Below are 21072 nucleotides of genomic sequence, written 5' to 3' on the forward strand. Positions count from 1 at the left end.
GCCGATCGGCCCGATGTCCGCCGGGTGCGAGACCGCCGCCGCGCCGCCGTGCCGTCCGGGCGACGTGGCGGAGGGCAGCCCGACCAGCTGTGGCCCACCGGTCAGCGGTGCAGGGGGCGTCGACATGGGGTCCATCGCAGGCGGGCGCACGGCGCCGATGCCAGCGAGCGGGCGCCGTCGCGATGGACGCATTGGCGAAACTGCGGTTACCGGCGAGCGGAGACCGTCAGGACGAGAGGCGCCCGTCGCGGGCCATTGCCATCGTCTCCCCGAGGAGCTCGGTCACCCAGGCGGCTTCGGTGAGGAACCCGTCGTGGCCGTCCTTCGAGTTCGCCACCCGCAGGCCCTCGCAGCCGGCGAGGTGGGTGGCGATCTCCCGCTGCTGCCACAGCGGGTAGAGCCGGTCCGAGTCGACGCCACCGACGATCGTCGGGACGGTGCACGACGCCAGCGCCGCCTCGATGCCGCCGCGGCCGCGACCCACGTCGTGCCGGTTCATGGCCTCGGTCAGCAGGACGTAGGTGCCGGGGTCGAAGCGGGCGACCAGCTTCGCCGCCTGGTGTTCGAGGTAGCTCTGCACCGCGTACCGGCCGCCGTCCCGCGGGTCCTCGCCGTCCTGCGGCGCGTTGCCGAACCGGGAGTCGAGCTCGCCCTCCGTGCGGTAGGTCAGGTGCGCGATCCGCCGGGCGATGCCCAGACCTGCCTCCGGGGCCCGCCCGGTGTCGTGGTAGTCGCCGCCCTGCCAGTCCGGGTCGGTGGTGATGGCCGCCATCTGGGTGGTCTGCGTGCCGATCTGGTCCGCCGTGGCACGCGCCCCGACGGCCAGGACCAGTGCGGAGGTGATCCGGTCCGGGTGGCCGACGATCCACTCGAGGGCACGCATCCCGCCCATCGAACCGCCGACCACGGCAGCGAACCGATCGATGCCGAGACGATCCGCGAGCGCGACCTCGGCGGCCACCTGGTCCCGGATCGAGATGTACGGGAAGCGCGACCCCCAGGGCGCACCGTCCGGCGCGGGTGAGGCCGGGCCGGTGGTGCCGCGGCAGCCGCCGAGCACGTTGGCGGCGAGAACGCACCACTCGTCGGTGTCGATCGGCGCGCCGGGACCGACCATGCCGTCCCACCACCCGGGTGAGGGGTGGTCGGCGTCGGCGGGCCCGGTCACGTGGGAGTCGCCGGTCAGCGCGTGTTCGACCAGCACCACGTTGTCCCGGGCCGCGTTCGGCTCGCCCCACACCTGCACCGCGAGGGTGACGTCGGGCAGCACCGCGCCGCTCTCGAGGGTCAGGGTGCCGACCGAGACGTGCGCCAGCCGCCCGTCCGGCGACGGGAACCCCGCGAGGGGACCGGCCGGACGGGCGCCGGAGACGGAACCGACTGTCAAGACTTCGCCGCCGCGAATCCGGTCTCGAGGTCGGCGAGGATGTCGTCGATTCCCTCGATGCCGACGGCCAGGCGAACCAGGCCGGGAGTGACACCGGACGCCAGCTGCTCCTCGGCGGAGAGCTGCGCGTGGGTGGTCGAGGCCGGGTGGATCACGAGCGAGCGCACGTCGCCGATGTTAGCGACATGGCTGTGCAGGGTGAGGCCGTCGACGAACTTCTTGCCCGCTTCGGCGCCGCCCGCGAGTTCGAACGCGACGATCGCGCCGGCCCCGTTCGGGGCCAGCTTCTGCGCCCGCTCGTACCAGGGCGAGCTGGGCAGCCCCGCGTACGCGACCGAGACGACCTCGTCGCGGCCCTCGAGGAACTCCGCGACCCGCTGCGCGTTCTGCACGTGCCGCTCGATCCGCAGGCTCAGCGTCTCGATGCCCTGGCTGATCAGGAACGCGTTGAACGGGGACACCGCCGACCCGAGGTCGCGCAGCAGCTGCACCCGGGCCTTGAGCGCGTACGCCGGTGCGCCCAGGTCCGCGAACACCGCACCGTGGTAGCTGGGGTCCGGGGTGGTGAAACCGGGGTGCCGGCCCTGCGACCAGTCGAAGGTGCCGCCGTCGACGATGACGCCGGCGATCGCGGTGCCGTGGCCGCCGAGGTACTTCGTCGCCGAGTGCACCACGATGTCGGCGCCGTGCTCGAGCGGCCGCAGCAGGTACGGGGTGGCGACGGTGTTGTCGACGATCAGCGGGATGCCTGCCGCGTGGCCGACCGCGGAGATGCCCGGGATGTCGAGGACGTCGTTGCGCGGGTTCGCGATCGACTCGCCGTAGAACGCGACGGTGTTGGGGCGGATCGCGGCGCGCCACTGCTCGAGATCGTCGGGATCCTCGACGAAGGTGACCTCGACGCCGAGCTTGGCGAGCGTGTAGTGGAAGAGGTTGTACGTGCCGCCGTACAGGCTCGGGCTGGACACCACGTGGTCTCCGGAGCCGGCGACGTTGAGCAGCGCGAACGTCGACGCGGCCTGGCCCGAGGAGAGCAGCAGCGCCGCGACGCCGCCCTCGAGCGCGGCGATCCGCTGCTCGACCGCGTCCTGCGTCGGGTTCATGATCCGGGTGTAGATGTTGCCCGGTTCGGCCAGCCCGAACAGCGCGGCCGCGTGGTCGGTGTTGTCGAACGTGTACGAGGTGGTCTGGTAGATCGGCAGGGCCCGGGCCTTGGTGGTGGCGTCCGAGGTCTGTCCGGCATGGATCTGCTTGGTCTCGAAGCTCCAGTTGGCCGACGGGTCGGCGATGCTCTCGCTCATGGGTTGTCTCTACTCCAGAGGATGTGGGAGATGCGGGCGCGACGGCGCCCTGGACGGCTGAGGCCTATCTGCGACAACAACACATGGTGAAACCTCCGTTGGGTCGTGGCCCGGTCGGTGGGTCCGTCCCAGCGGACCCGCGCTTGTCCTCCGATTTCCCGGAGAACCAGGTCATCACCCGGGGCACCCCACCGCGGATGGAGGGTTGCCGACCAGCGAGCCGGGGCTTGGCGCTGGCACTCATGACCTGCCCGCGATCTTAGCGGTACCGGTCACATCGTCCGCAGCGGGTTGGCTCACGCGGGCAGAATCTCGGCGATCGGTGCCTCGACCGGACCGGGAGCTCGCCGCGTCGACGGGCCGGCACGGATTTCCGGGTAGTCGACTACTCGTGACGCGGCGACGTCGGGACAGCACTGTGGACGCAGAGCGGGCCTTCAACGAGGCGTCGAGTGGTGATGATCCCAATGTCGCGCATATTCCTCAGTCACTCCAGCCGGGACAACCGCCAGGCGATCGCGCTCGGACTGTGGTTGACCGAGCGGGATCCCGGCCTCGCGGACGAGATCTTCCTGGACCTCGACCGCCACACCGGAATCCCGGTCGGCGTTCGCTGGAAGGAGGCCCTCCAGCGGGCCAACGCGCGCTGCGAGGCGGTGATCTGCCTGCTGTCCCGGAACTGGGACGGCTCCCGCGAATGCCAGGCGGAGTACCGCACCGCCGAGAACCTGAACAAGCCGATCTTCCCGGCGCGTCTGGAGCCGAGTGTCGGCCGCGAGATCACCGCGGAGTGGCAGCGCTGCGATCTGTTCGGTGACGGGCCGACCACCGAGATCGTGGTCTCCGGGGACGAGGCTCCGGTGGTGTTCCTCACCGAGGGGCTGGAGCGGCTCTACGACGGGCTGCGGCGGTCCGGGGTCGGCGCGGAGGGCTTCCCGTGGCCGCCGCCGGGCGATCCGGACCGGGCGCCCTATCGCGGGTGGGAGCCGCTCGACGCGGGCGACGCGGCCGTGTATTTCGGTCGGGACGCGCAACTCGTCCGGAGTCTCGGAGCGCTCCGCGGCATGTGTGCCCCGGGCGCCGAGAAACTCTTCGTGATCCTCGGACCGTCCGGGGCGGGGAAGTCCTCGTTCCTGCGCGCCGGTCTGCTGCCCCGACTCGCTCGGGACGACCGGCACTTCCTGCCGCTCGACGTGGTGCGGCCGGGCCGGCGACCGCTGACCGGTGACGGCGGATTCGCGGATGCGGTCCACGCGGTGCGCGCCCGGCTCGGCCTGACCCGGCCGACGTTGGGGGAGATCAAGGCGGCCTGCCCCGACGACACCGAGCGGCTCGCGGTGTGGCTGCGCGAGGCACAGGACGCGGCGCTCGGCCGGGTGGTGGACGTTCCGGTCGGGATGCCGCCGCCGACGCTCGTGCTGCCCGTCGATCAGGCCGAGGAGTTGTTCGGGGCGGAAGCAGGGCCCGAGGCGACGCAGTTCCTCGCCCTGCTCGCGCGCCTGCTGGACGGCGACAGCGGGTCGGCGCTGCCGATCGTCTCGGTGTTCGCCATTCGATCGGACCGCTACGAGCCGTTGCAGACGGCTCCCGAACTGGCGGCGGTCGGGTCCGTCGTCTTCGACGACCTCAAACCCATGCCCCCGACCCAGTTCAAGGAGGTCGTCGCCGGGCCCGCGGTGCGGGCGACCGAGGCGGGCCGGCCGCTCACCATCGAACCGGAGTTGATCGACCGACTGCTCGACGAGTCCACGCGCGGCGCGGACACCCTGCCACTGCTGGCGCTGACCCTGTCGCGGCTGTACCGCGACTACGGGGGAGACGGCGACCTCACCGTGGCGGAGTACGAGGCGATGGGCGGGATGCGCCAGGTCGTGCAGACCGAGATCGACGCGCTGCTCTCCGACGACCCCGCCGAGCGTGGGTGGCAGCTGGAGCGGCTGAAGGCGGCGTTCATTCCGTGGCTGGCGACCGTCAGTCCGGACAACGACCAGCCCCTGCGGCGCGTCGCCCGCTGGTCGGACCTGCCCGCGGACGGTCGCGCGCTGATCGACGCGTTCGTGGGCCGACGACTGCTGGTCAAGGGCGAACGCAACGGCGAGGTCGTGGTCGAGGTGGCCCTCGAGTCGCTGCTGCGGCAATGGACCGAACTGGCCGGGTGGCTCCGCGCCGAAGCGACCGACCTCAGGGCGGCCGACGATCTGGAGCGGACCGCGGCCGCCTGGGCGAAGAGCGACCGGGGTGAGTCCTGGCTGCTCGGTGGGGATCGGCTCGGTGGCGCCGAGACCCTTGCCGCCAAACCGGGTTTCCGGGACCGACTGAGCTCGACCCGCGAGTTCCTCCTCGCGTCGAGGCAGCGCGAGGACGCCCGGCTGGCGGACGAGAAACGGCGCAGGGAAGCGGAATTGGAGGCCGCCCGCGACCGGCAGCAGGCCGCCGAGGCCCTCGCGGCCGCCGAGACGGAGGCCAGGGAGAAGGCGCAGGCGCACGCCGTCGCGCTACACAAGAGGACCCGGGCGCTGCGGGCCGTGCTGGCCGTCACGACGGTGGTCGCGGTGGTCGCCGCTGCCGGATGGGTGCGGGCGAAGATCGCGGAGGGGGAGGCCGACACCCGCGCCCGCGAGCAGGCCGCACTGGCGATGATGGCGAACGCCGGTGTCGAATTCGACGGTCTGAACCCGGGCACCAACGACGCGACAGCCATTCAGCGTGTCCTCACGGCCAATGCGGTCGACCCCGGTGACAACACGAAGTACGGACTCATGCAGGCGGCCCTCGCCGAACGCGACCTGGTCAGGATCATCGACACCCCAGACCAGGTGATGGGAGTTGCGGTCAGCCCGGACGGCCGCCGCATCGCCTCCGCCAGCTGGAACAACAGCGTGCAACTGTGGGACGCGCAGACCGGTCAGCCGATCGGTGACCCGATGAAGGGCCACGCGGACACGGTGGCAGGCGTCGCCTTCAGTCCCGACGGTCGCCGGATCGTCTCGGGTAGCTGGGACAAGACCATCCGAATCTGGGATGCCGACACGCGGCAACCGATCGGGGAGCCGCTTCGGGGTCACGAGAAGTTGGTCTCCAGCGTGGCGTTCAGCCCGGACGGGCGGCGCGTCGTGTCGGGAAGCGGGGACAAGACCATCCGAATCTGGGATGCCGACTCGCGGATGCAGATCGGTGAGCCCCTGATCGGGCACAGCGATCAGGTCAACTGTGTCGCCGTCAGTCCGGACGGCCGCAGAATCGTGTCGGGCAGCAGTGACCAGACGGTGCGGATCTGGGACGCGGACACGCACCGGCAGGTGGGAGGGCCGCTGGAGGGGCACACCTTCTGGGTTTCGAGCGTCGCGTTCAGTCCGGACGGGCGCACGATCGTCTCGGGCAGCTCGGACAAGACGATTCGCCGCTGGAACGCCGAGTCGGGCGCACCGATCGGCGAACCGCTGACGGGGCACACCCAGGCAATCGAGGCCGTCGCCTTCAGCCGCGACGGATCGCGGATCGCGTCGGGCGGCGACGACAAGACGGTGCGACTGTGGGACGCGGGCACCGGGCGGCCGATCGGCGACCCGTACACCGGTCACGAGTGGTTCCTGTCGAGTGTCGCCTTCACGCCCGATGGCAATGTCGTGTCGGGCAGTTGGGATCGGACGATCCGCGTGTGGTCCACGAAATCTGTTCGCTCCATCGCCTCACCGGCCGGTGAGGACTCGTGGGTGCTCGCAGTTGCCGTCAGCCCCGACGGTCGCCGGATCGCGACCGGCGGCCTCGACGGGGTGGTGCGGCTGTGGGACCGGGAAACCGGTGTGCCGATCGCCGCCACGCCCGCCGTGCCCGGCGGCCCGGTGACCAGCGTTGCGTTCAGCGCGGACGGCCGTCTTCTGGTGTCCGGCGGCGGCAACGTGATTCGTCGATGGGACCCGGCCACCGCTGCGCCGATCGGTCCACCACTGATCGACCGGGAAGTGGTGAACCAGGTCGCGATCAGCCGGGACGGTCGCCGCATCGCCTCGGCAGGCGATGACGGCTCGGTTCGCTTCCGGGATGCCGACAGTGGTCAGCCGGTCGGTCCGACGCTCGAACACGACCAGATGGTGCTGAGTGCCGCATTCAGTCCGGACGGAAGTCGAGTCGTCACGGGTAGCACGGATTGGAAGGTGCGCGTGTGGAACGTCGACACTGGGCAACTCGCCCTTCCGCCGTTCGAGGGGCACACCGGCTGGGTGAGAAGTGTCGTCTACAGCCCGGACGGGAGGCGGATCGCGAGTGGGAGTCTCGACAGGACGGTGCGCCGGTGGGACGCGGAGACCGGGGACCCGGTCGGCGCCGCGATGGTCGGGCACGACGGGTACGTGAACGGCGTCGCGTACAGCGCGGACGGAACCCGGATCGCGTCGGGGGGAAGTGACAACAACCTGCGGATCTGGGATGCGGAATCGGGGGATACGGTCGGCCCGCCGCTCACCGGCCACCACGGTGCTGTCACGGGTGTCGCGTTCGCCCCCGACGGCCGGAGCATCGTCTCGGGGAGTGCCGACTCGACCACACGAATCTGGTCGGTGCCGGAGGCGAACGCGGAGGCGCTGTGCGCCAAGATCACCGAGAACATCAGCCGTGAGGTGTGGCGGGACTGGGCACCGGAGGGAGCAGGGTTCCAGCAGATCTGCGACGGCCTTCCGGTCCCGCCCGACACCTCGAACGACGCCGACGCCGGAGGTGGCCGATGAGCGCCGAGGGCATGGTCGGTCGGGCCGACATGGTCGTCGCCTCGATGTGGGACAACCGGATTCGCTGGTCGCGCGCCGCGGATTCCCTGAAGCGGCGGATCGTCCGGGCCCGTGCCGCCGTCCTGTGCCTGAGCAGTGCGGGCGCGATCGCCGCGACGCTGGCCGCGACGCTGCTCGAGACGCCGGGTGCGCCGCGGGTGGTGGCGGCGACGACGGGTGCCGTGTGCCTCGGGTTGGCGACGGTGGTCTCCGCGATGTACCTCACCGCCGAGGCGATCCGCCGGTGGACGCGAGCGCGTGCCACGTCGGAGGGCATCAAGCAGTTGGTGTTCAGGTACCGGGCCGGCGCGTTGCCGGATCGGTGCGGAAGCGCGCTGGACCGGCTGCAGGAGGAGTACGCCGAGATCGAAGAGGCGTCCGAGGACCTCCTCGCCATACGCGCAGGCCTCACCTTCGAGGTGCCCGCCGCCCCGGGACCGATGTCACCCCAGCAGTACGTCCGCGACCGGGTCGAGGCACAGCTGTCCGGCTACTACCTCCCGCGGGCCGAGGAGCACCTCGCACGCGCGCGCCGGCTTCGTCGACTCGCGCTCACCCTGAGCGTCGTCACCGCGATCGTCGCCGCCGTGGCCGCGGGCGCGGCGGCCCAGGCGGGGGCGAGCCCGTCCGGCCTGGCGCCGTGGGTCGCGGTGCTGACCACGCTCGGCGGCGCGGTGGCCGCGCACCGTGCCGCGTGCCGCTACGACTTCCTGGCGATGAGCTTCGCCGCGACCGCGGCCAGACTGCAGCGGCACCTGAATCGCTGGCGCAGCCAGGGGTCGCCCACCGACCCGGCGAGCTGGACCCGGTTCGTCGACGACTGCGAGAACGCGATCTCGGCCGAGAACGCGAGCTGGATGGCGAAGTGGTCCGAACGGACGCCGACCCAACCCGACTCCGGGTGATCTGCGCAACACGACTACCCTGCTAGGTCGCACGTTGCACGACCAAGCTGGGAGCTCGAAGTGAAGGACGCCGCCACGGCGCTGACCCGAGGGCTGACGGCCCGCCACATTCGATTCATCGCACTGGGCTCGGCCATCGGGACCGGGCTGTTCTACGGCTCGGCGGGTGCGATCGAGAAGGCCGGCCCGTCCGTGCTGCTGGCGTACCTGATCGGGGGCGCCGCCGTGTACGTGGTGCTCCGCGCGCTCGGCGAGATGGCCGTGCGCAACCCGGTGTCCGGGTCGTTCGGTGAGTACGCCGGCGAACACCTCGGCCCGCTCGCCGGGTTCCTGACCGGCTGGACGTACACCTTCGAGATGATCGTCGTCTGCCTCGCGGACGTCACCGCGTTCGGCGTCTACATGGGGTTCTGGTTTCCGGACGTGCCGCGCTGGATCTGGGTGCTGGCGATCGTGTTCTTCATCGCCGCGCTGAACCTGCTCAGTGTCAAGGTCTTCGGGGAACTCGAGTTCTGGTTCACGATCGTCAAGGTGGCGGCCATCGTCGCGATGATCGCCGCCGGTGTCGCGGTGCTGATCTTCGGGTTCGGTGCCCACGACACCGGCGACGGCGTGCGCAACCTCTGGTCCGACGGCGGATTCTTCCCCAACGGCGTCGGAGGTTTCGTCGCCTCGTTCGCGATCGTCGTGTTCGCGTTCGGGGGGACGGAGATCATCGGCATCACGGCCGGGGAGGCGGAGGATCCGGCCCGGACGATTCCCCGCGCCGTGAACACGGTGCCGATGCGGATTCTGCTGTTCTACGTCGCCACGCTCGCGGTGATCATGGCGATCAACCCGTGGCACACCATCGGCACCGAGGGCAGCCCGTTCGTGCAGATCTTCGAGGGCATCGGGCTCGGCCCCGCCGCGACCGTGCTCAACGTCGTCGTCATCACCGCGGCCCTGTCGGCGATCAACAGCGACATCTTCGGCGCCGGCCGGATGATGTACGGGATGGCCCAGCGCGGTCAGGCTCCGGCGGTGATGACGAAGGTCTCCCGGGCCGGGGTGCCGTGGATGACGGTCGTGGTGATGACGGTGGCGCTGCTGGTCGCGGTCCTGCTCAACTACCTGATCCCGGAGAGCGTGTTCCTGGTCATCGCCTCGATCGCGACGTTCGCGACGATCTTCGTCTGGGTGATGATCCTGCTCGCGCAGTACCGGTCGCGGCGACGGATGGGCGCGGCCGAGGTGGCGGCGTTGAAGTTCCCCGTTCCGCTGTGGCCGTACGCGCAGTGGGCGGCGCTCGCGTTTCTGGGGTTCGTGATCGTCGTGCTCGCGTTCGACGCGGACAGCAGGGTGGCGCTGGTGGTCGGGGCGGCGTGGCTGGTCGGGCTCACTCTCGCGTATCGGCGGTTCGTGCGGCCGCGGCGGGCGGTACAGGCCGAATCGACGGAGGTCCGGGTGGGCTGAACCGGCCGTCCGGTGGCCGGCTCTCGGGACCACCCTCTTGACAGTCAAATGTATATACAGGACTATACATGCCTATGAGGGTGTGACTCGCCACACAGTTGGCTGGCCGGTCCGGCCGACACACTGCCACCCCAGTCCAGGGAGATCGATTGTGAAAGACACCGCCGCGGCGCTGACCCGAGGTCTGTCAGCACGCCACATCAGGTTCATCGCGCTTGGTTCGGCCATCGGGACGGGCCTGTTCTACGGATCGGCGGAGGCGATCAACCGGGCCGGACCGGCGGTACTGCTCGCCTACCTCATCGGGGGTGCGGCGATCTACATCGTGCTCCGCGCGCTCGGCGAGATGGCGGTGAGCAATCCCGTGTCGGGCTCGTTCGGGGAGTACGCGAGCAAGCATCTCGGGCCGCTGGCCGGTTTCATGACCGGCTGGACGTACACCTTCGAGATGGTCGTCGTGTGCCTCGCGGACGTGACCGCGTTCGGCGTCTACATGGGGTTCTGGTTCCCGGACGTGCCCCGGTGGATCTGGGTGTTGTCGATCATCTTCTTCATCGGCGCGGTCAACCTGCTCAGCGTCAAGGTGTTCGGCGAGGTGGAGTTCTGGTTCACCCTGGTCAAGATCGTCGCGATCGTGGCGATGATCGCGGGCGGCATCGCGATCCTGATCTGGGGATTCGGGATGCAGGACGCCGACGCCGGGGTGAGCAACCTGTGGTCGGACGGCGGCTTCTTCGCCACCGGCTTCGGCGGCTTCGTCAGCTGTTTCGCGATCGTGATGTTCGCGTTCGGCGGCACCGAGATCATCGGCATCACCGCCGGTGAGGCGGAGAACCCGGAGCGGACCATTCCCCGCGCGATCAACACGGTTCCGGTGCGCATCATCGTGTTCTACGTCCTCACCCTGGCCGTCATCATGGCGATCAACCCCTGGCAGTCGATCGGATCCGAGGGCAGCCCGTTCGTGCAGATCTTCCAGAGCCTCGGCATCGGACCGGCCGCGACGGTTCTGAACGTCGTCGTCATCACCGCCGCCCTGTCGGCGATCAACAGCGACATCTTCGGCGCCGGCCGGATGATGTACGGCATGGCCCAGCGCGGCCAGGCACCCGCGGTGATGAAGCAGGTGTCCCGCAACGGCGTCCCGTGGATGACCGTCGTGATCATGACCGTCACCCTGCTGATCGGCGTGCTGCTCAACTACCTGATCCCGGACAAGGTGTTCCTCGTCATCGCGTCGATCGCCACCTTCGCGACGATCTTCGTCTGGCTGATGATCCTGCTGTCGCAGTACCGGTCCCGTCAGCGGATGGATGCCGCCGAGGCCGCCGCCCTGAAGTTCCCGGTGCCGTTCTGGCCGTACGGGCAGCTGATCGCGATCGGGTTCCTGGTGTTCGTGATCGCGGTCCTCGCCTTCGACGCCGACACCCGCGTCGCCCTCGCGGTCGGGGCAGGCTGGCTGCTGCTGCTCACCCTCGCGTACCGGCGGTGGGTGCGACCCGCCCCGGTGGCGCCGAATCTTGCCGTCGCGGTCGAAACCCCCTGACCGAGCCGGACTCTTCACTACCGCTCATTCGAAACGGAGAACAACCATGAGCACGAACACCCTCCCGAACATGGAGAAGCACGCACTGGACACGCAGGAGCCGGTCGTCGTCGGAATCGGCGCGGTGAGCCCGGACGAGGTCGTGCGTGTCGCGCGGTTCGGCGCGCCGGTGCGACTGTCCGACGAGGCGCTCGCGGCGATCGGGGCGAGCCGCACCCGCATCCAGGCCCTCGCCGAGGACCCGAAGCCGGTCTACGGCGTGTCGACCGGGTTCGGCGCCCTCGCGACCCGGCACATTCCGCTGGAGCTGCGGGCGCAGCTGCAGCGCAGCCTGGTCCGCTCGCACGCCGCCGGGTCCGGCCCGGAGGTGGAGCGCGAGGTGGTGCGGGCGCTGATGCTGCTGCGCCTGTCGACGCTGGCGACCGGACGCACCGGCGTTCGCCCCGAGGTCGCGCAGGTCTACGCGTCGCTGCTGTCGGCGGGCATCACCCCGGTCGTGCACGAGTACGGCAGCCTCGGCTGCTCGGGCGACCTGGCGCCGCTCTCGCACGTCGCGCTGGCCGTGATCGGCGAGGGCACCGTGCGGAACGCGGACGGCGAGCTCATGCCGGCCGCGGAGGCGTTGGCGGCGGCCGGGATCGAGCCGGTCGAGCTCAAGGAGAAGGAGGGGCTGGCCCTGATCAACGGCACCGACGGCATGCTGGGCATGCTGGTGCTGGCCTGCCACGACCTGCGCAAGCTGCTGTCGTTGGCGGACGTCGCGGCGGCGATGAGCGTCGAGGGCCTGATGGGCACCGACAAGGTGTTCGCGCCGGACCTGCAGGCCCTGCGCCCGCACCCCGGGCAGGCGGTCGCGGCCGCCAACATGGCCCGGGTGCTCGCCGGATCGGGCATCGTCGCCAGCCACGCCACCCCCGACTGCACCGTGGTGCAGGACGCCTACTCGCTGCGCTGCGCGCCGCAGGTCGCGGGCGGCGCGCGCGACACCCTCGCACACGCCGAGCGCATCGCGTCGTACGAGCTGGCGAGCGCGGTCGACAACCCGGTGGTGACCCTGGACGGCCGGGTCGAGTCCAACGGCAACTTCCACGGGGCGCCGGTAGCGTACGTCCTGGACTTCCTCGCGATCGTCGTCGCCGACGTGGCGAGCATGAGCGAGCGCCGCACCGACCGGTTCCTCGACAAGGCCCGCAACCACGGTCTGCCGCCGTTCCTCGCGGACGACCCCGGTGTGGACAGCGGGCACATGATCGCGCAGTACACGCAGGCCGCGATCGTCTCGGAGCTCAAGCGGCTCGCCGCGCCGGCGAGTGTCGACTCGATCCCGTCCTCCGCGATGCAGGAGGATCACGTGTCGATGGGCTGGTCCGGCGCCCGCAAGCTGCGGCGGGCCGTCGACGGGCTCACCCGGGTGCTCGCCATCGAGACGCTCACCGCCGCCCGGGGCCTGGACCTGCGGGCCCCGCTCGAGCCGTCGCCCGCGACGGCCGCGGTCCGCGACACCCTGCGTGAGCACGTCGCGGGTCCCGGCACCGACCGGCACCTGGCGCCGGAGATCGAGGCCGCGGTGCAGCTGGCCGCGTCCGGCGCGCTGCTGGACAGTGCCGAGGCCGTGATCGGCAAGCTCGCCTGAATCACCGCCGGCCGCACCTCGACATGGCATATCGGGCAACCGGTGAAACCGGCTACGGGACAACGTCGTTCCGTACCACGGCGTCCGACCGCAGGGTGGTGCCTTGGCTGAACGGCCAGGGCACCACCCAGGTGGTTGCGGAGACCGGCGACTGGCGCGTGAGCATCGCAGAGGAACCGCTCGAGTCGACATTCTCGGTGATCGCGGGCTACGACCGATTGATCATCCCGATCGGCTCGGTCGCTCTCGAGCTCACCGGCCCGCCCTTCTCCGCAACGGAGGACGGTCTCGATGCGGCCATCGTCGTGCGACACGTGATCGAGCCGCTGCAATCATTCGCATTCCCGGGGGAGTGGGCGCCGACGTCTCGGGCGGCGTCTCGCACGCGGGCCCTCAACGTCATGGCCAGGCGGGGTGTGGCCGACATGATGGTGGAGATCGGGTCGTCGGAGATTCCCGACCGTTCCGGTTCGGTCCGGATCTGTCTCGACCTCGCAACCGAAGACGCCCTGGTCGTGCCACCCGGCGAGTTGATGCCGCCTGTACGTCCGGGAAGGTGTGCGATCATCTCGATCTCGACCTGACCTGCCGGTAGGGGCCTTGGAAGGCCCCTACGCGACGGTCCCAGTGGCTGTTGGTGTCCCACCGCCAGGAGGCCCCCACCGCGGCACCGAGGCAGATGGCTCCGAACAGGACGGGGGACTGCTCTTGGGTTCACGCTTGCTGTTGGGCGCGAACGGTTTCACGGTCCGGGCTGGTCGCCGTGCTCGCCGACGGTGCGGTGCGGGGCCAGGTCCAGGCGTACCGCACGATGAGGGCGAGAAGGATCAATTCCAGCACGATGCCGAGGCCGTAGAAGTACAGCCAGGACTCGCCCGCCGCGTTGAATGCCGTGACGGGGACGTAGAGCGAGGCCACGACGAGGTTCATGATGCGGTTCGCCCGGGCGGGCAGCGTCGTCGACAGCACGACCATGAGGATCGGGATGGCCATGAGGGTCAGCGCCGTGGTCGAAAAGGTCTGGGAGAGGGCGAACTCGAAGACCTTGCCGTCGAGGATGTCTTCGATGACGCCGGGCGTGAAGAAGTTGAGAATGTCCACGTAGGCGTATAGGAACATGAAGCTTGTCCACGTTGCGGCGAGCTTGGCTCTCACCGGGATCGGCTGGTCTTCCAGTGTGGCGGTGGGGGGTTGACCTGTTCTCATCATGGGCTCCGTTGTCGTGGTGAGGATCGGTAGGTCCACGATCGCTGAGCCCGGCGGCGGGCGCCTCGGCCCGGAGGCCGGGGTTCGCCTGGCCGATGGCATGGTCTCTCTCTCGTACTTTCGGCGGGTACGCCGAGGCGCGCCGACCCCTAGTCTGGAGCCGTGGTCACTGTCCGGCGCTCCATCTGGCATGAGCCGCGGCCTGCTGACGCCCCACCCATCGGTCGGCTCGACTGGCTGCTGGTGGGCGTGTTCGCGGCCGCCGCGTTGGTCGAGGGCATCGCTCGGCCGGGCTTGTCCTGGCGACCCCTTGTGACGGTGCTCGCCCTGGCGCTGATTCCTGCCCTGCTCTGGCGGCGGGGTCGCCCCCTGATGGCCGCCCTGGTCGGGTGGGGCGTCGCCGGGCTGCTCTCGGTCCTCCAGCTGACTGCACACGCCGGGGACCTCGGCCTCTACTCCATGATGGCCGTCCTGATCCTGCTCTACTCCCTGGTGCGGTGGGGCTCGGGCCGGGAGATGGTCTTGGGGACGGCGTTCGTGACGGTCGTCGTCGCGCTGGGGATGTACGTCTCCTCCGCGGGCTGGGCCGACGCTTTCGGCGGGAGCGTCCTCTTGCTGTTGTTCGTCGCCCTCGCGGCGGTGTTCCGCTACCGCGCGGACCTCTGGCATCGCCAACAGCGCGAGATCCGCAATCAGGAGCGGGTGGGGCTGGCTCGCGAGCTGCACGACACCGTGGCCCACCACGTCTCGGCCATCGCGGTGCAGGCGCAGGCCGGTGGCGTGGTTGCCGGCATCGAGCCTGAGAAGGCTGCCGAGATCCTGGCCGCGATCGAGTCCGAAGCGTCGCGAACCCTGGCGGAGATGAGATCCATGGTGCGGGTGCTGCGTGAGGAGGTAGCCGTCGCCTACTCGCCGCAGCTGGGTGTCGCGGACCTGCCTGCTCTGGCGCGCGCCGACGCGACGCCCACCGTCGAGGTCTCGCTGGACGGGTCGTTGACCCGGCTGGCACGACCCGTGGATGCCGCGCTCTACCGGCTCGCGCAGGAGTCGCTGACCAACGCCGTACGGCACGCCCGGAGCGCGACCCGCGTCGGGATCGACGTGCGCCGGGAGGGCGACGCCGTCAGGCTGCGTGTCAGCGACGATGGACAGACCGAGCCGGGGCCTGTCCCGGAGCCTGGGTTCGGCCTGCTGGGCATGGCCGAACGTGCCCAGCTCCTCGGCGGATCGCTCTCCGCGGGGCCGGGGCCCGAGGGTGGCTGGGTGGTCGAGGCCGTGCTGCCGGTGGAGGCGCTGGCATGAGCATCCGTGTCGTCGTAGCCGACGACCAGGACTTGGTCCGGACCGGGCTCGTGATGATCCTGGGCGCGCAACCCGACCTCGAGGTCGTGGGGGAGGCAGCAGACGGGCTCGCAACGCTCGACCTGGCGACCCGGCTGCGTCCCGATGTCCTCCTTGTCGACATCCGGATGCCCGGGCTCGACGGCGTCGAGGTGACGCGGCGCCTGGCCGGGCCAGACGTGACGGACCCGATGGCGGTCGTCGTGATCACCACCTTCGACCTCGATGAGTACGTCCTCGGCGCCCTACGCGCCGGCGCCCGCGGCTTCCTGCTCAAAGACGCCGGGCCGGAGCTCCTCGTGCAGGCCATCCACGCGGCGGCCCGCGGGGACGCGCTGATCGCCCCCAACGTCACCCGCCGGCTGCTGGCGACCTTCGCCGACCAGGCGCCGGTGGTACCGGTCCAGCCCATCGACCCGCTCACCGAGCGCGAGAAGGAGGTGCTCGCGCTGGTGGCACGGGGCCGGACCAACGCCGAGATCGCCACCGAGCTCTTCGTCGGCCTGAGCACGGTCAAGACCCACGTCGCATCGTTGATGAGCAAGCTCGGTGCCCGCAACCGTGTCGAGATCGCGATGTGGGCATACGCCAGCAGACGCGTGAGAGCCGATTAGCGGGTACAGATCGCAGCGTGGGCCCGTGGGGTTCGGTAGCGGGGTTCTGACGGCATCTCACCAATTCGGCCCGAACGTGGAAATCCCCGGCCCGACGCGGTGACATACGCGTCGGGCCGGGGACGATGAGGGAGCGGCTACGCCCGCTCGAGCGCGGTGGTGACGATCCGGTGGATCAGCCGGGCCGCGGTCCGCGCGGTGCGGTTGTCGATGTCCAGCGCCGGGTTGAGTTCGGCGACGTCGAGCAGCACGAGCTTGCCGCTGGACGCCACCAGATCGCACACCCGCTGGATCACCTCGAGGGGCACCCCGAACGCGGCCGGTGCGCTGACCCCGGGCGCGACCGCGGCGGGCAGGACGTCGAGGTCGATCGTCAGATAGACCACGTCGACGGTGCCCAGGAAGTCCTCGACGAACGACTCGACGACGGGCAGGTTCGCCGCCGTGCAGTCGTCGTCGAGGAGGTGGCGCACACCGAGTTCCGCCGCGGTCTCGAACAGCGCCGCGGTGTTGCTGGGCTGGGAGATGCCCAGCACCGAGTACCGAAACTCCCGGCCCAGCGACGCCTCCCGCTCGGCCATCTGTCGGAAGGGTGTTCCGGAGCTGGGCCGGGCGTCGGCGCGCAGGTCGAAGTGCGCGTCGAGGTTGAGCACGCCGAGTCGGGCGCCCGAGGCGACGGACGCGGAGTCCGCGACACCGAGATAGCTGCCGTACGCGACCTCGTGTCCACCGCCGAGCACGGTGACGAGATGACCGGCGTCGAGGAGGCCGGTCACGGCAGCGCCGAGCCGGGTCTGGCCGCTCTCGAGGTCGTCGTCGCGGACCGCGACGTCGCCCGCGTCGAACACCCGGACCGGCGCCGCGAGCGACATCGACGACAGGGCCCGGCGGAGTGCGGCCGGGCCGTCGGCGGCGCCGGGCCGGCCCTTGTTCCGGCGCACCCCCTCGTCGCTGCGGAACCCGACGAGAACGCCTGCCCCCGAACGAGCGTCACCGTCGAGCGGCTCGACGGCGCGGTGCCAGCGCAGGTGCCGGGCGCCGGGTCCGTCGTCGCGCCCGGTCCAGGCGGCCGGGGTCACATCGACATCCGTCATCGTCGGTGACCGTCCTTCCAGACCTCGCGGACCAGCGGGACCCCCGGCCGGTAGGCCAGGTGCACGTACGAGGGCGCGTCCAGCGCGATCAGGTCGGCGCGCGCACCGACCGTGATCCGCCCGACGTCGGTGCGGCGCAACGCCGCCGCGCCACCCGCGGTGGCGGCCCACACCGCCTCGTCCGGGCTCATGTGCATCTCGCGCACCGCCAGGGCGATGCAGAACGGGATGCTGGTCGTGTAGCAGGTGCCGGGATTGCAGTCCGCGGCCAGCGCCACCGTGGCGCCCGCGTCGAGCAGGGCGCGCGCGTCGGGATACTTGTTGCGGGTGGAGAAATCCGCACCGGGTAGCAGCGTGGCGACGGTGCCGCTCGCCGCGAGCGCCTCGACGTCGGCGTCCCTGGTGTAGGTGACGTGGTCCACCGAGGCGGCATTCAGCTCGACGGCCAGCTGCACGCCGGCGCCGTAGCTGAGCTGGTTGCCGTGGACACGCGGCGTCAACCCGGCCGCGATGCCGGCCTCGAGGACGGCCCGCGACTGGTCGGCGTCGAACGCGCCCTCCTCGCAGAAGACGTCGATCCACTTGGCGTGCGGCGCGCACTTGGGGATCATCTCGTCGATCACCATCCGCACGTAGTCGTCGGTGCGACCGGCGAACTCGGGCGGCGTGACGTGCGCGGCGAGCAGTGTCGTCTCGTCGGTGTGCTCCGCCGCGACCTCGAGGCTGCGCAGCTCGTCGGGAACCGACTGCCCGTAGCCGGATTTCGTCTCGATCGTGGTGGTGCCCGAGTGCAGGGACTCGGCGACCAGCCGGCCCACGTTCGCGCCCAACTCGGCGTCCGAGGCGGCCCGCGTGGCGGCGATGGTGGTGCGGATGCCGCCGGCTCCGTAGGGGGCGCCGGTCATCCGGGCCGCGAACTCCTCGGCCCGTTCGCCGCCGAAGACGAGATGGGAGTGGCTGTCGACGAACCCGGGCAGGGCGGCCCGCCCGCGCAGGTCGTATCGCGAGCCGGCGCTGCCCTCCGGAATCCGGGACCGCGGGCCCACCCAGTGGACGACCCCGTCACCGATGACGACGGCGGCGTCCTGGATGACCCCGAGGGGGCCGGCACCGACCTCGGGATCGTTGGTGACCAGGGTCCCGATGTTGTCGATGACCGTCCACCGGCCGGCCGGCCCGGGTGCGTCGTACACGGGTCAGGCCTCCCGCATCGGGATGCGCACGCCACGCTCGGCCGCGACCTGCGTCGCGTGCTCGTAGCCGGCGTCGGCGTGCCGGATGACGCCCATGCCCGGGTCGTTCGTGAGGACCCGCTCCAGCTTCTGGGCGGCGAGCTCGGTGCCGTCGGCGATACACACCTGGCCGGCGTGGATGGAGCGGCCCATGCCGACGCCGCCGCCGTGGTGGATCGACACCCACGAGGCGCCGGATGCGGTGTTGACGAGGGCGTTGAGCAGCGGCCAGTCGGCGATCGCGTCGGAGCCGTCGGCCATGGCCTCGGTCTCGCGGTAGGGGGAGGCGACGGATCCGGAGTCGAGGTGGTCGCGGCCGATGGCCAGCGGCGCCGACAGCTCGCCGTTGGCGACCATCTCGTTGAACTTCAGTCCGGCGCGGTGGCGTTCGCCGTAGCCGAGCCAGCAGATCCGCGCGGGCAGGCCCTCGAAGTGCACCTTCTCGCCGGCCATCGTGATCCAGCGCTTGAGGTGCTCGTTCTCGGGGAACAGTTCGAGGATGGCCTTGTCGGTGGCCTCGATGTCCTTCGGGTCGCCGGACAGGGCGGCCCAGCGGAACGGGCCGAGGCCCTCCTCGAACAGCGGGCGGATGTAGGCGGGGACGAAGCCGGGGAACTCGAAGGCCCGCTCGTAGCCGCCCTTCCGGGCCTCGTCGCGGATCGAGTTGCCGTAGTCGAAGACCTCGGCGCCGGCGTCCATGAAGCCGACCATCGCCTCGACGTGCGCGGCCATCGACTTCTGTGCCTCGCGGGTGAAGTGCTCGGGGTCCTTCTCGGCCATCGCGTGCCAGTCCTCGACCGCGATCCCCACCGGCAGGTAGGACAGCGGGTCGTGGGCGGAGGTCTGGTCGGTGACGATGTCGATCGGGGCGCCCATCGCGAGCAGCTGCGGGAAGATCTCCGCGGCGTTGCCGACCACACCGATGGACAGCGGCTCACGGGCGTCGCGCTTCTCGATCGCCAGCGCCAGGGCGGCCTCGAGGCTCTCGGCCTTGGTGTCGAGGTAGCCGTGTGCGATCCGGCGGTCGATGCGGGTGACGTCGACGTCGACGCAGATCGCGACACCGTCGTTCATCGTGACCGCGAGCGGCTGGGCGCCGCCCATGCCGCCGACGCCCGCGGTGAGGGTGATCGTCCCGGCCAGGGTGCCGCCGAACCGCTTGCGCGCCACGGCGCCGAAGGTCTCGTAGGTGCCCTGCAGGATGCCCTGGCTGCCGATGTAGATCCAGGAGCCGGCCGTCATCTGGCCGTACATCATCAGGCCTTCGGCCTCGAGCTTGCGGAACTGCTCCCAGTTCGCCCAGTCGCCGACCAGGTTCGAGTTCGCCAGCAGGACCCGCGGCGCCCACTCGTTGGTGCGGAAGACCCCGACCGGCTTGCCGGACTGCACGAGCATCGTCTCGTCCGACTCCAGCGTCCGCAGCGTGCGCACGATCGCGTCGTAGGCCTCCCAGCTGCGGGCCGCGCGGCCGGTGCCGCCGTAGACGACCAGGTCGTCGGGGCGCTCGGCGACCTCGGGGTCGAGGTTGTTCATCAGCATCCGCAGGGCGCCCTCCTGCTGCCAGCCGCGACAGGTCAGCTCGGGGCCGTGCGGGGCGCGGACGGGGCGGGGGCCGGAGGTGGCGTGGTCGGTCATCGTGAGTCTCCTGACGAAGTGGTGTGACGCAATGACACCGGCCCGCCGCGCCCGGGAACAGTGCCGCCGTCGAAAGATCTCGGATACGAGACGGCGTGCTCCGGGCGCGTCCGTCCGGGGTGCCCACCGCCGGCCGATAGACTGGCCGAAACGAGGGTGCCCACGAGCGGGCCGGGATGTGGATGGTGACAAGGGTGGCGATCGACGAGTCCGACGTGGCGTCGCTGTATCGGGCCCGCGGGCACGAATCGGCGCCCGCCTATCAACGCGTCAAGAACCTGATCGCCGAGGAGATCGTCTCGGGCCGTTGGTCGGCCGGTGATCAGCTGCCCTCGGAGAACCAGCTCGTCAACACGCTGGGACTGTCCCGGATGACGGTGAACCGGGCGCTGCGCGAGCTGAGCGCGGACGGGCTGGTGGTCCGGCTCATCGGAGTCGGCACCTTCGTCGCCGAAAGAAAGGTCAGTTCAGCGCTTTTCGAGGTACGCAACATCGCCGACGAGGTCGTGCACCGGGGGCACCGGCACCGCAGCGAGGTGGACTTCGTGCGCGCCGAACCGGCCGATGCGCTGATCGCGCACCAGCTGGGTGTGCCCGACGGGAGTCCCGTGTTCCATTCGCGCCTCGTGCATTTCGAGGACGACCTCGCCATCCAGGTGGAGGACCGGCACGTCAATCCGCAGATCGCGCCCGACTACCTCGACCAGGACTTCACCGCGCAGACGCCCAACAACTACCTGATGTCGGTCGCACCGCTGGGCCGCGGCGAGCACGTGGTCGAGTCGGTGCTGGCGTCCGCGGAGGAGTGCCGGCTGCTCGGGATCTCCCCGACCGAGCCGTGTCTGCTGATCCACCGGCGCACCTGGTCGGAGGACAGGTTGGTGAGCACGGCACGGCTGGTGCACCCGGGCTCCCGCTACCGGCTCGAGGGGACCTTCGACACCCAGTGAGCCACGGGCG

General features: G+C 70.6%; 15 protein-coding genes and 1 riboswitch. Of the genes, 9 read left to right on the top strand and 6 right to left on the bottom strand.

Features of this window, described 5'->3' with window-relative positions; genetic code table 11:
* Positions 1-226: 226 nt before the first annotated feature.
* Both metX and ABD951_RS10770 read right to left on the bottom strand, forming a co-directional pair.
* The gene (metX, locus tag ABD951_RS10765; RefSeq protein ID WP_425569818.1) at positions 227-1387 is read right to left on the bottom strand and encodes a homoserine O-acetyltransferase MetX; all 1161 of its coding nucleotides are present in this window, start codon (positions 1385-1387) and stop codon (positions 227-229) included.
* A complete protein-coding gene (locus tag ABD951_RS10770) occupies positions 1384-2688 on the bottom strand; it encodes a bifunctional o-acetylhomoserine/o-acetylserine sulfhydrylase (protein WP_345344513.1) in 1305 nt (434 codons plus the stop codon). Before ABD951_RS10770 ends, metX begins: the two co-directional genes overlap by 4 nt.
* A 134-nt stretch (positions 2689-2822) precedes the next feature.
* A riboswitch (SAM riboswitch) is annotated at positions 2823-2936 on the bottom strand.
* A gap of 219 nt (positions 2937-3155) precedes the next feature.
* Here ABD951_RS10770 and ABD951_RS10775 point away from each other — a divergent pair.
* The 6 genes from ABD951_RS10775 to ABD951_RS10800 all read left to right on the top strand — a co-directional run bounded on the left by ABD951_RS10775 (position 3156) and on the right by ABD951_RS10800 (position 13574).
* Complete coding sequence (locus ABD951_RS10775; RefSeq protein ID WP_345344515.1) at positions 3156-7412, top strand: nSTAND1 domain-containing NTPase; 4257 nt, start codon at positions 3156-3158, stop codon at positions 7410-7412.
* Positions 7409-8356 carry a DUF4231 domain-containing protein gene (locus ABD951_RS10780; protein WP_345344517.1) on the top strand — a complete coding sequence of 316 codons (948 nt, stop codon included), beginning with the start codon at positions 7409-7411 and terminating at the stop codon, positions 8354-8356. Before ABD951_RS10775 ends, ABD951_RS10780 begins: the two co-directional genes overlap by 4 nt.
* 60 nt (positions 8357-8416) lie before the next feature.
* Entirely contained in the window at positions 8417-9811 is a 1395-nt protein-coding gene (locus tag ABD951_RS10785) for an amino acid permease (protein ID WP_345344519.1), read from the top strand.
* Between the two features lie 151 nt (positions 9812-9962).
* The gene (locus ABD951_RS10790) at positions 9963-11357 is read left to right on the top strand and encodes an amino acid permease (RefSeq protein WP_345344521.1); all 1395 of its coding nucleotides are present in this window, start codon (positions 9963-9965) and stop codon (positions 11355-11357) included.
* A 46-nt stretch (positions 11358-11403) separates the two neighbouring features.
* Entirely contained in the window at positions 11404-12990 is a 1587-nt protein-coding gene (gene hutH, locus ABD951_RS10795; protein ID WP_345344523.1) for a histidine ammonia-lyase, read from the top strand.
* Positions 12991-13085: 95 nt separating this feature from the next.
* A complete protein-coding gene (locus ABD951_RS10800) occupies positions 13086-13574 on the top strand; it encodes a HutD family protein (protein WP_345344525.1) in 489 nt (162 codons plus the stop codon).
* Positions 13575-13704: 130 nt separating this feature from the next.
* Here ABD951_RS10800 and ABD951_RS10805 read toward each other — a convergent pair whose 3' ends face one another.
* Positions 13705-14388, bottom strand: coding sequence for a DUF6326 family protein (locus ABD951_RS10805; RefSeq protein WP_345344527.1), 684 nt, complete (start codon positions 14386-14388; stop codon positions 13705-13707).
* On the opposite strand from ABD951_RS10805, the gene ABD951_RS10810 reads away from it, so the two are divergent.
* Positions 14359-15498 carry a sensor histidine kinase gene (locus ABD951_RS10810; protein WP_345344529.1) on the top strand — a complete coding sequence of 380 codons (1140 nt, stop codon included), beginning with the start codon at positions 14359-14361 and terminating at the stop codon, positions 15496-15498. The genes ABD951_RS10805 and ABD951_RS10810 overlap by 30 nt on opposite strands.
* On the top strand, positions 15495-16151 hold the full coding sequence (locus ABD951_RS10815) for a response regulator (protein WP_345344531.1): 657 nt from the start codon (positions 15495-15497) through the stop codon (positions 16149-16151). The genes ABD951_RS10810 and ABD951_RS10815 overlap by 4 nt, the downstream gene beginning before the upstream one ends.
* 137 nt (positions 16152-16288) lie before the next feature.
* Here the strand turns inward: ABD951_RS10815 and hutG are convergent, their stop codons facing one another.
* Genes hutG through hutU form a run of 3 tightly spaced genes read right to left on the bottom strand, consistent with a single transcriptional unit; the run spans position 16289 to position 20112 of the window.
* The gene (gene hutG / locus ABD951_RS10820) at positions 16289-17245 is read right to left on the bottom strand and encodes a formimidoylglutamase (protein WP_345344533.1); all 957 of its coding nucleotides are present in this window, start codon (positions 17243-17245) and stop codon (positions 16289-16291) included.
* On the bottom strand, positions 17242-18438 hold the full coding sequence (gene hutI, locus ABD951_RS10825) for an imidazolonepropionase (protein ID WP_345344535.1): 1197 nt from the start codon (positions 18436-18438) through the stop codon (positions 17242-17244). The genes hutG and hutI overlap by 4 nt, the downstream gene beginning before the upstream one ends.
* A 3-nt stretch (positions 18439-18441) precedes the next feature.
* Positions 18442-20112 (bottom strand): urocanate hydratase, encoded by a 1671-nt coding sequence (hutU, locus tag ABD951_RS10830; RefSeq protein ID WP_345344537.1) that lies wholly within the window; start codon positions 20110-20112, stop codon positions 18442-18444.
* A 182-nt stretch (positions 20113-20294) separates the two neighbouring features.
* On the opposite strand from hutU, the gene hutC reads away from it, so the two are divergent.
* On the top strand, positions 20295-21062 hold the full coding sequence (hutC, locus tag ABD951_RS10835) for a histidine utilization transcriptional repressor HutC (RefSeq protein ID WP_345344539.1): 768 nt from the start codon (positions 20295-20297) through the stop codon (positions 21060-21062).
* The last annotated feature ends 10 nt before the right edge of the window (positions 21063-21072 follow it).

The organism is Rhodococcus olei, assembly GCF_039540555.1.
GTDB classification, from domain to species: Bacteria; Actinomycetota; Actinomycetes; order Mycobacteriales; family Mycobacteriaceae; genus Rhodococcus_G; species Rhodococcus_G olei.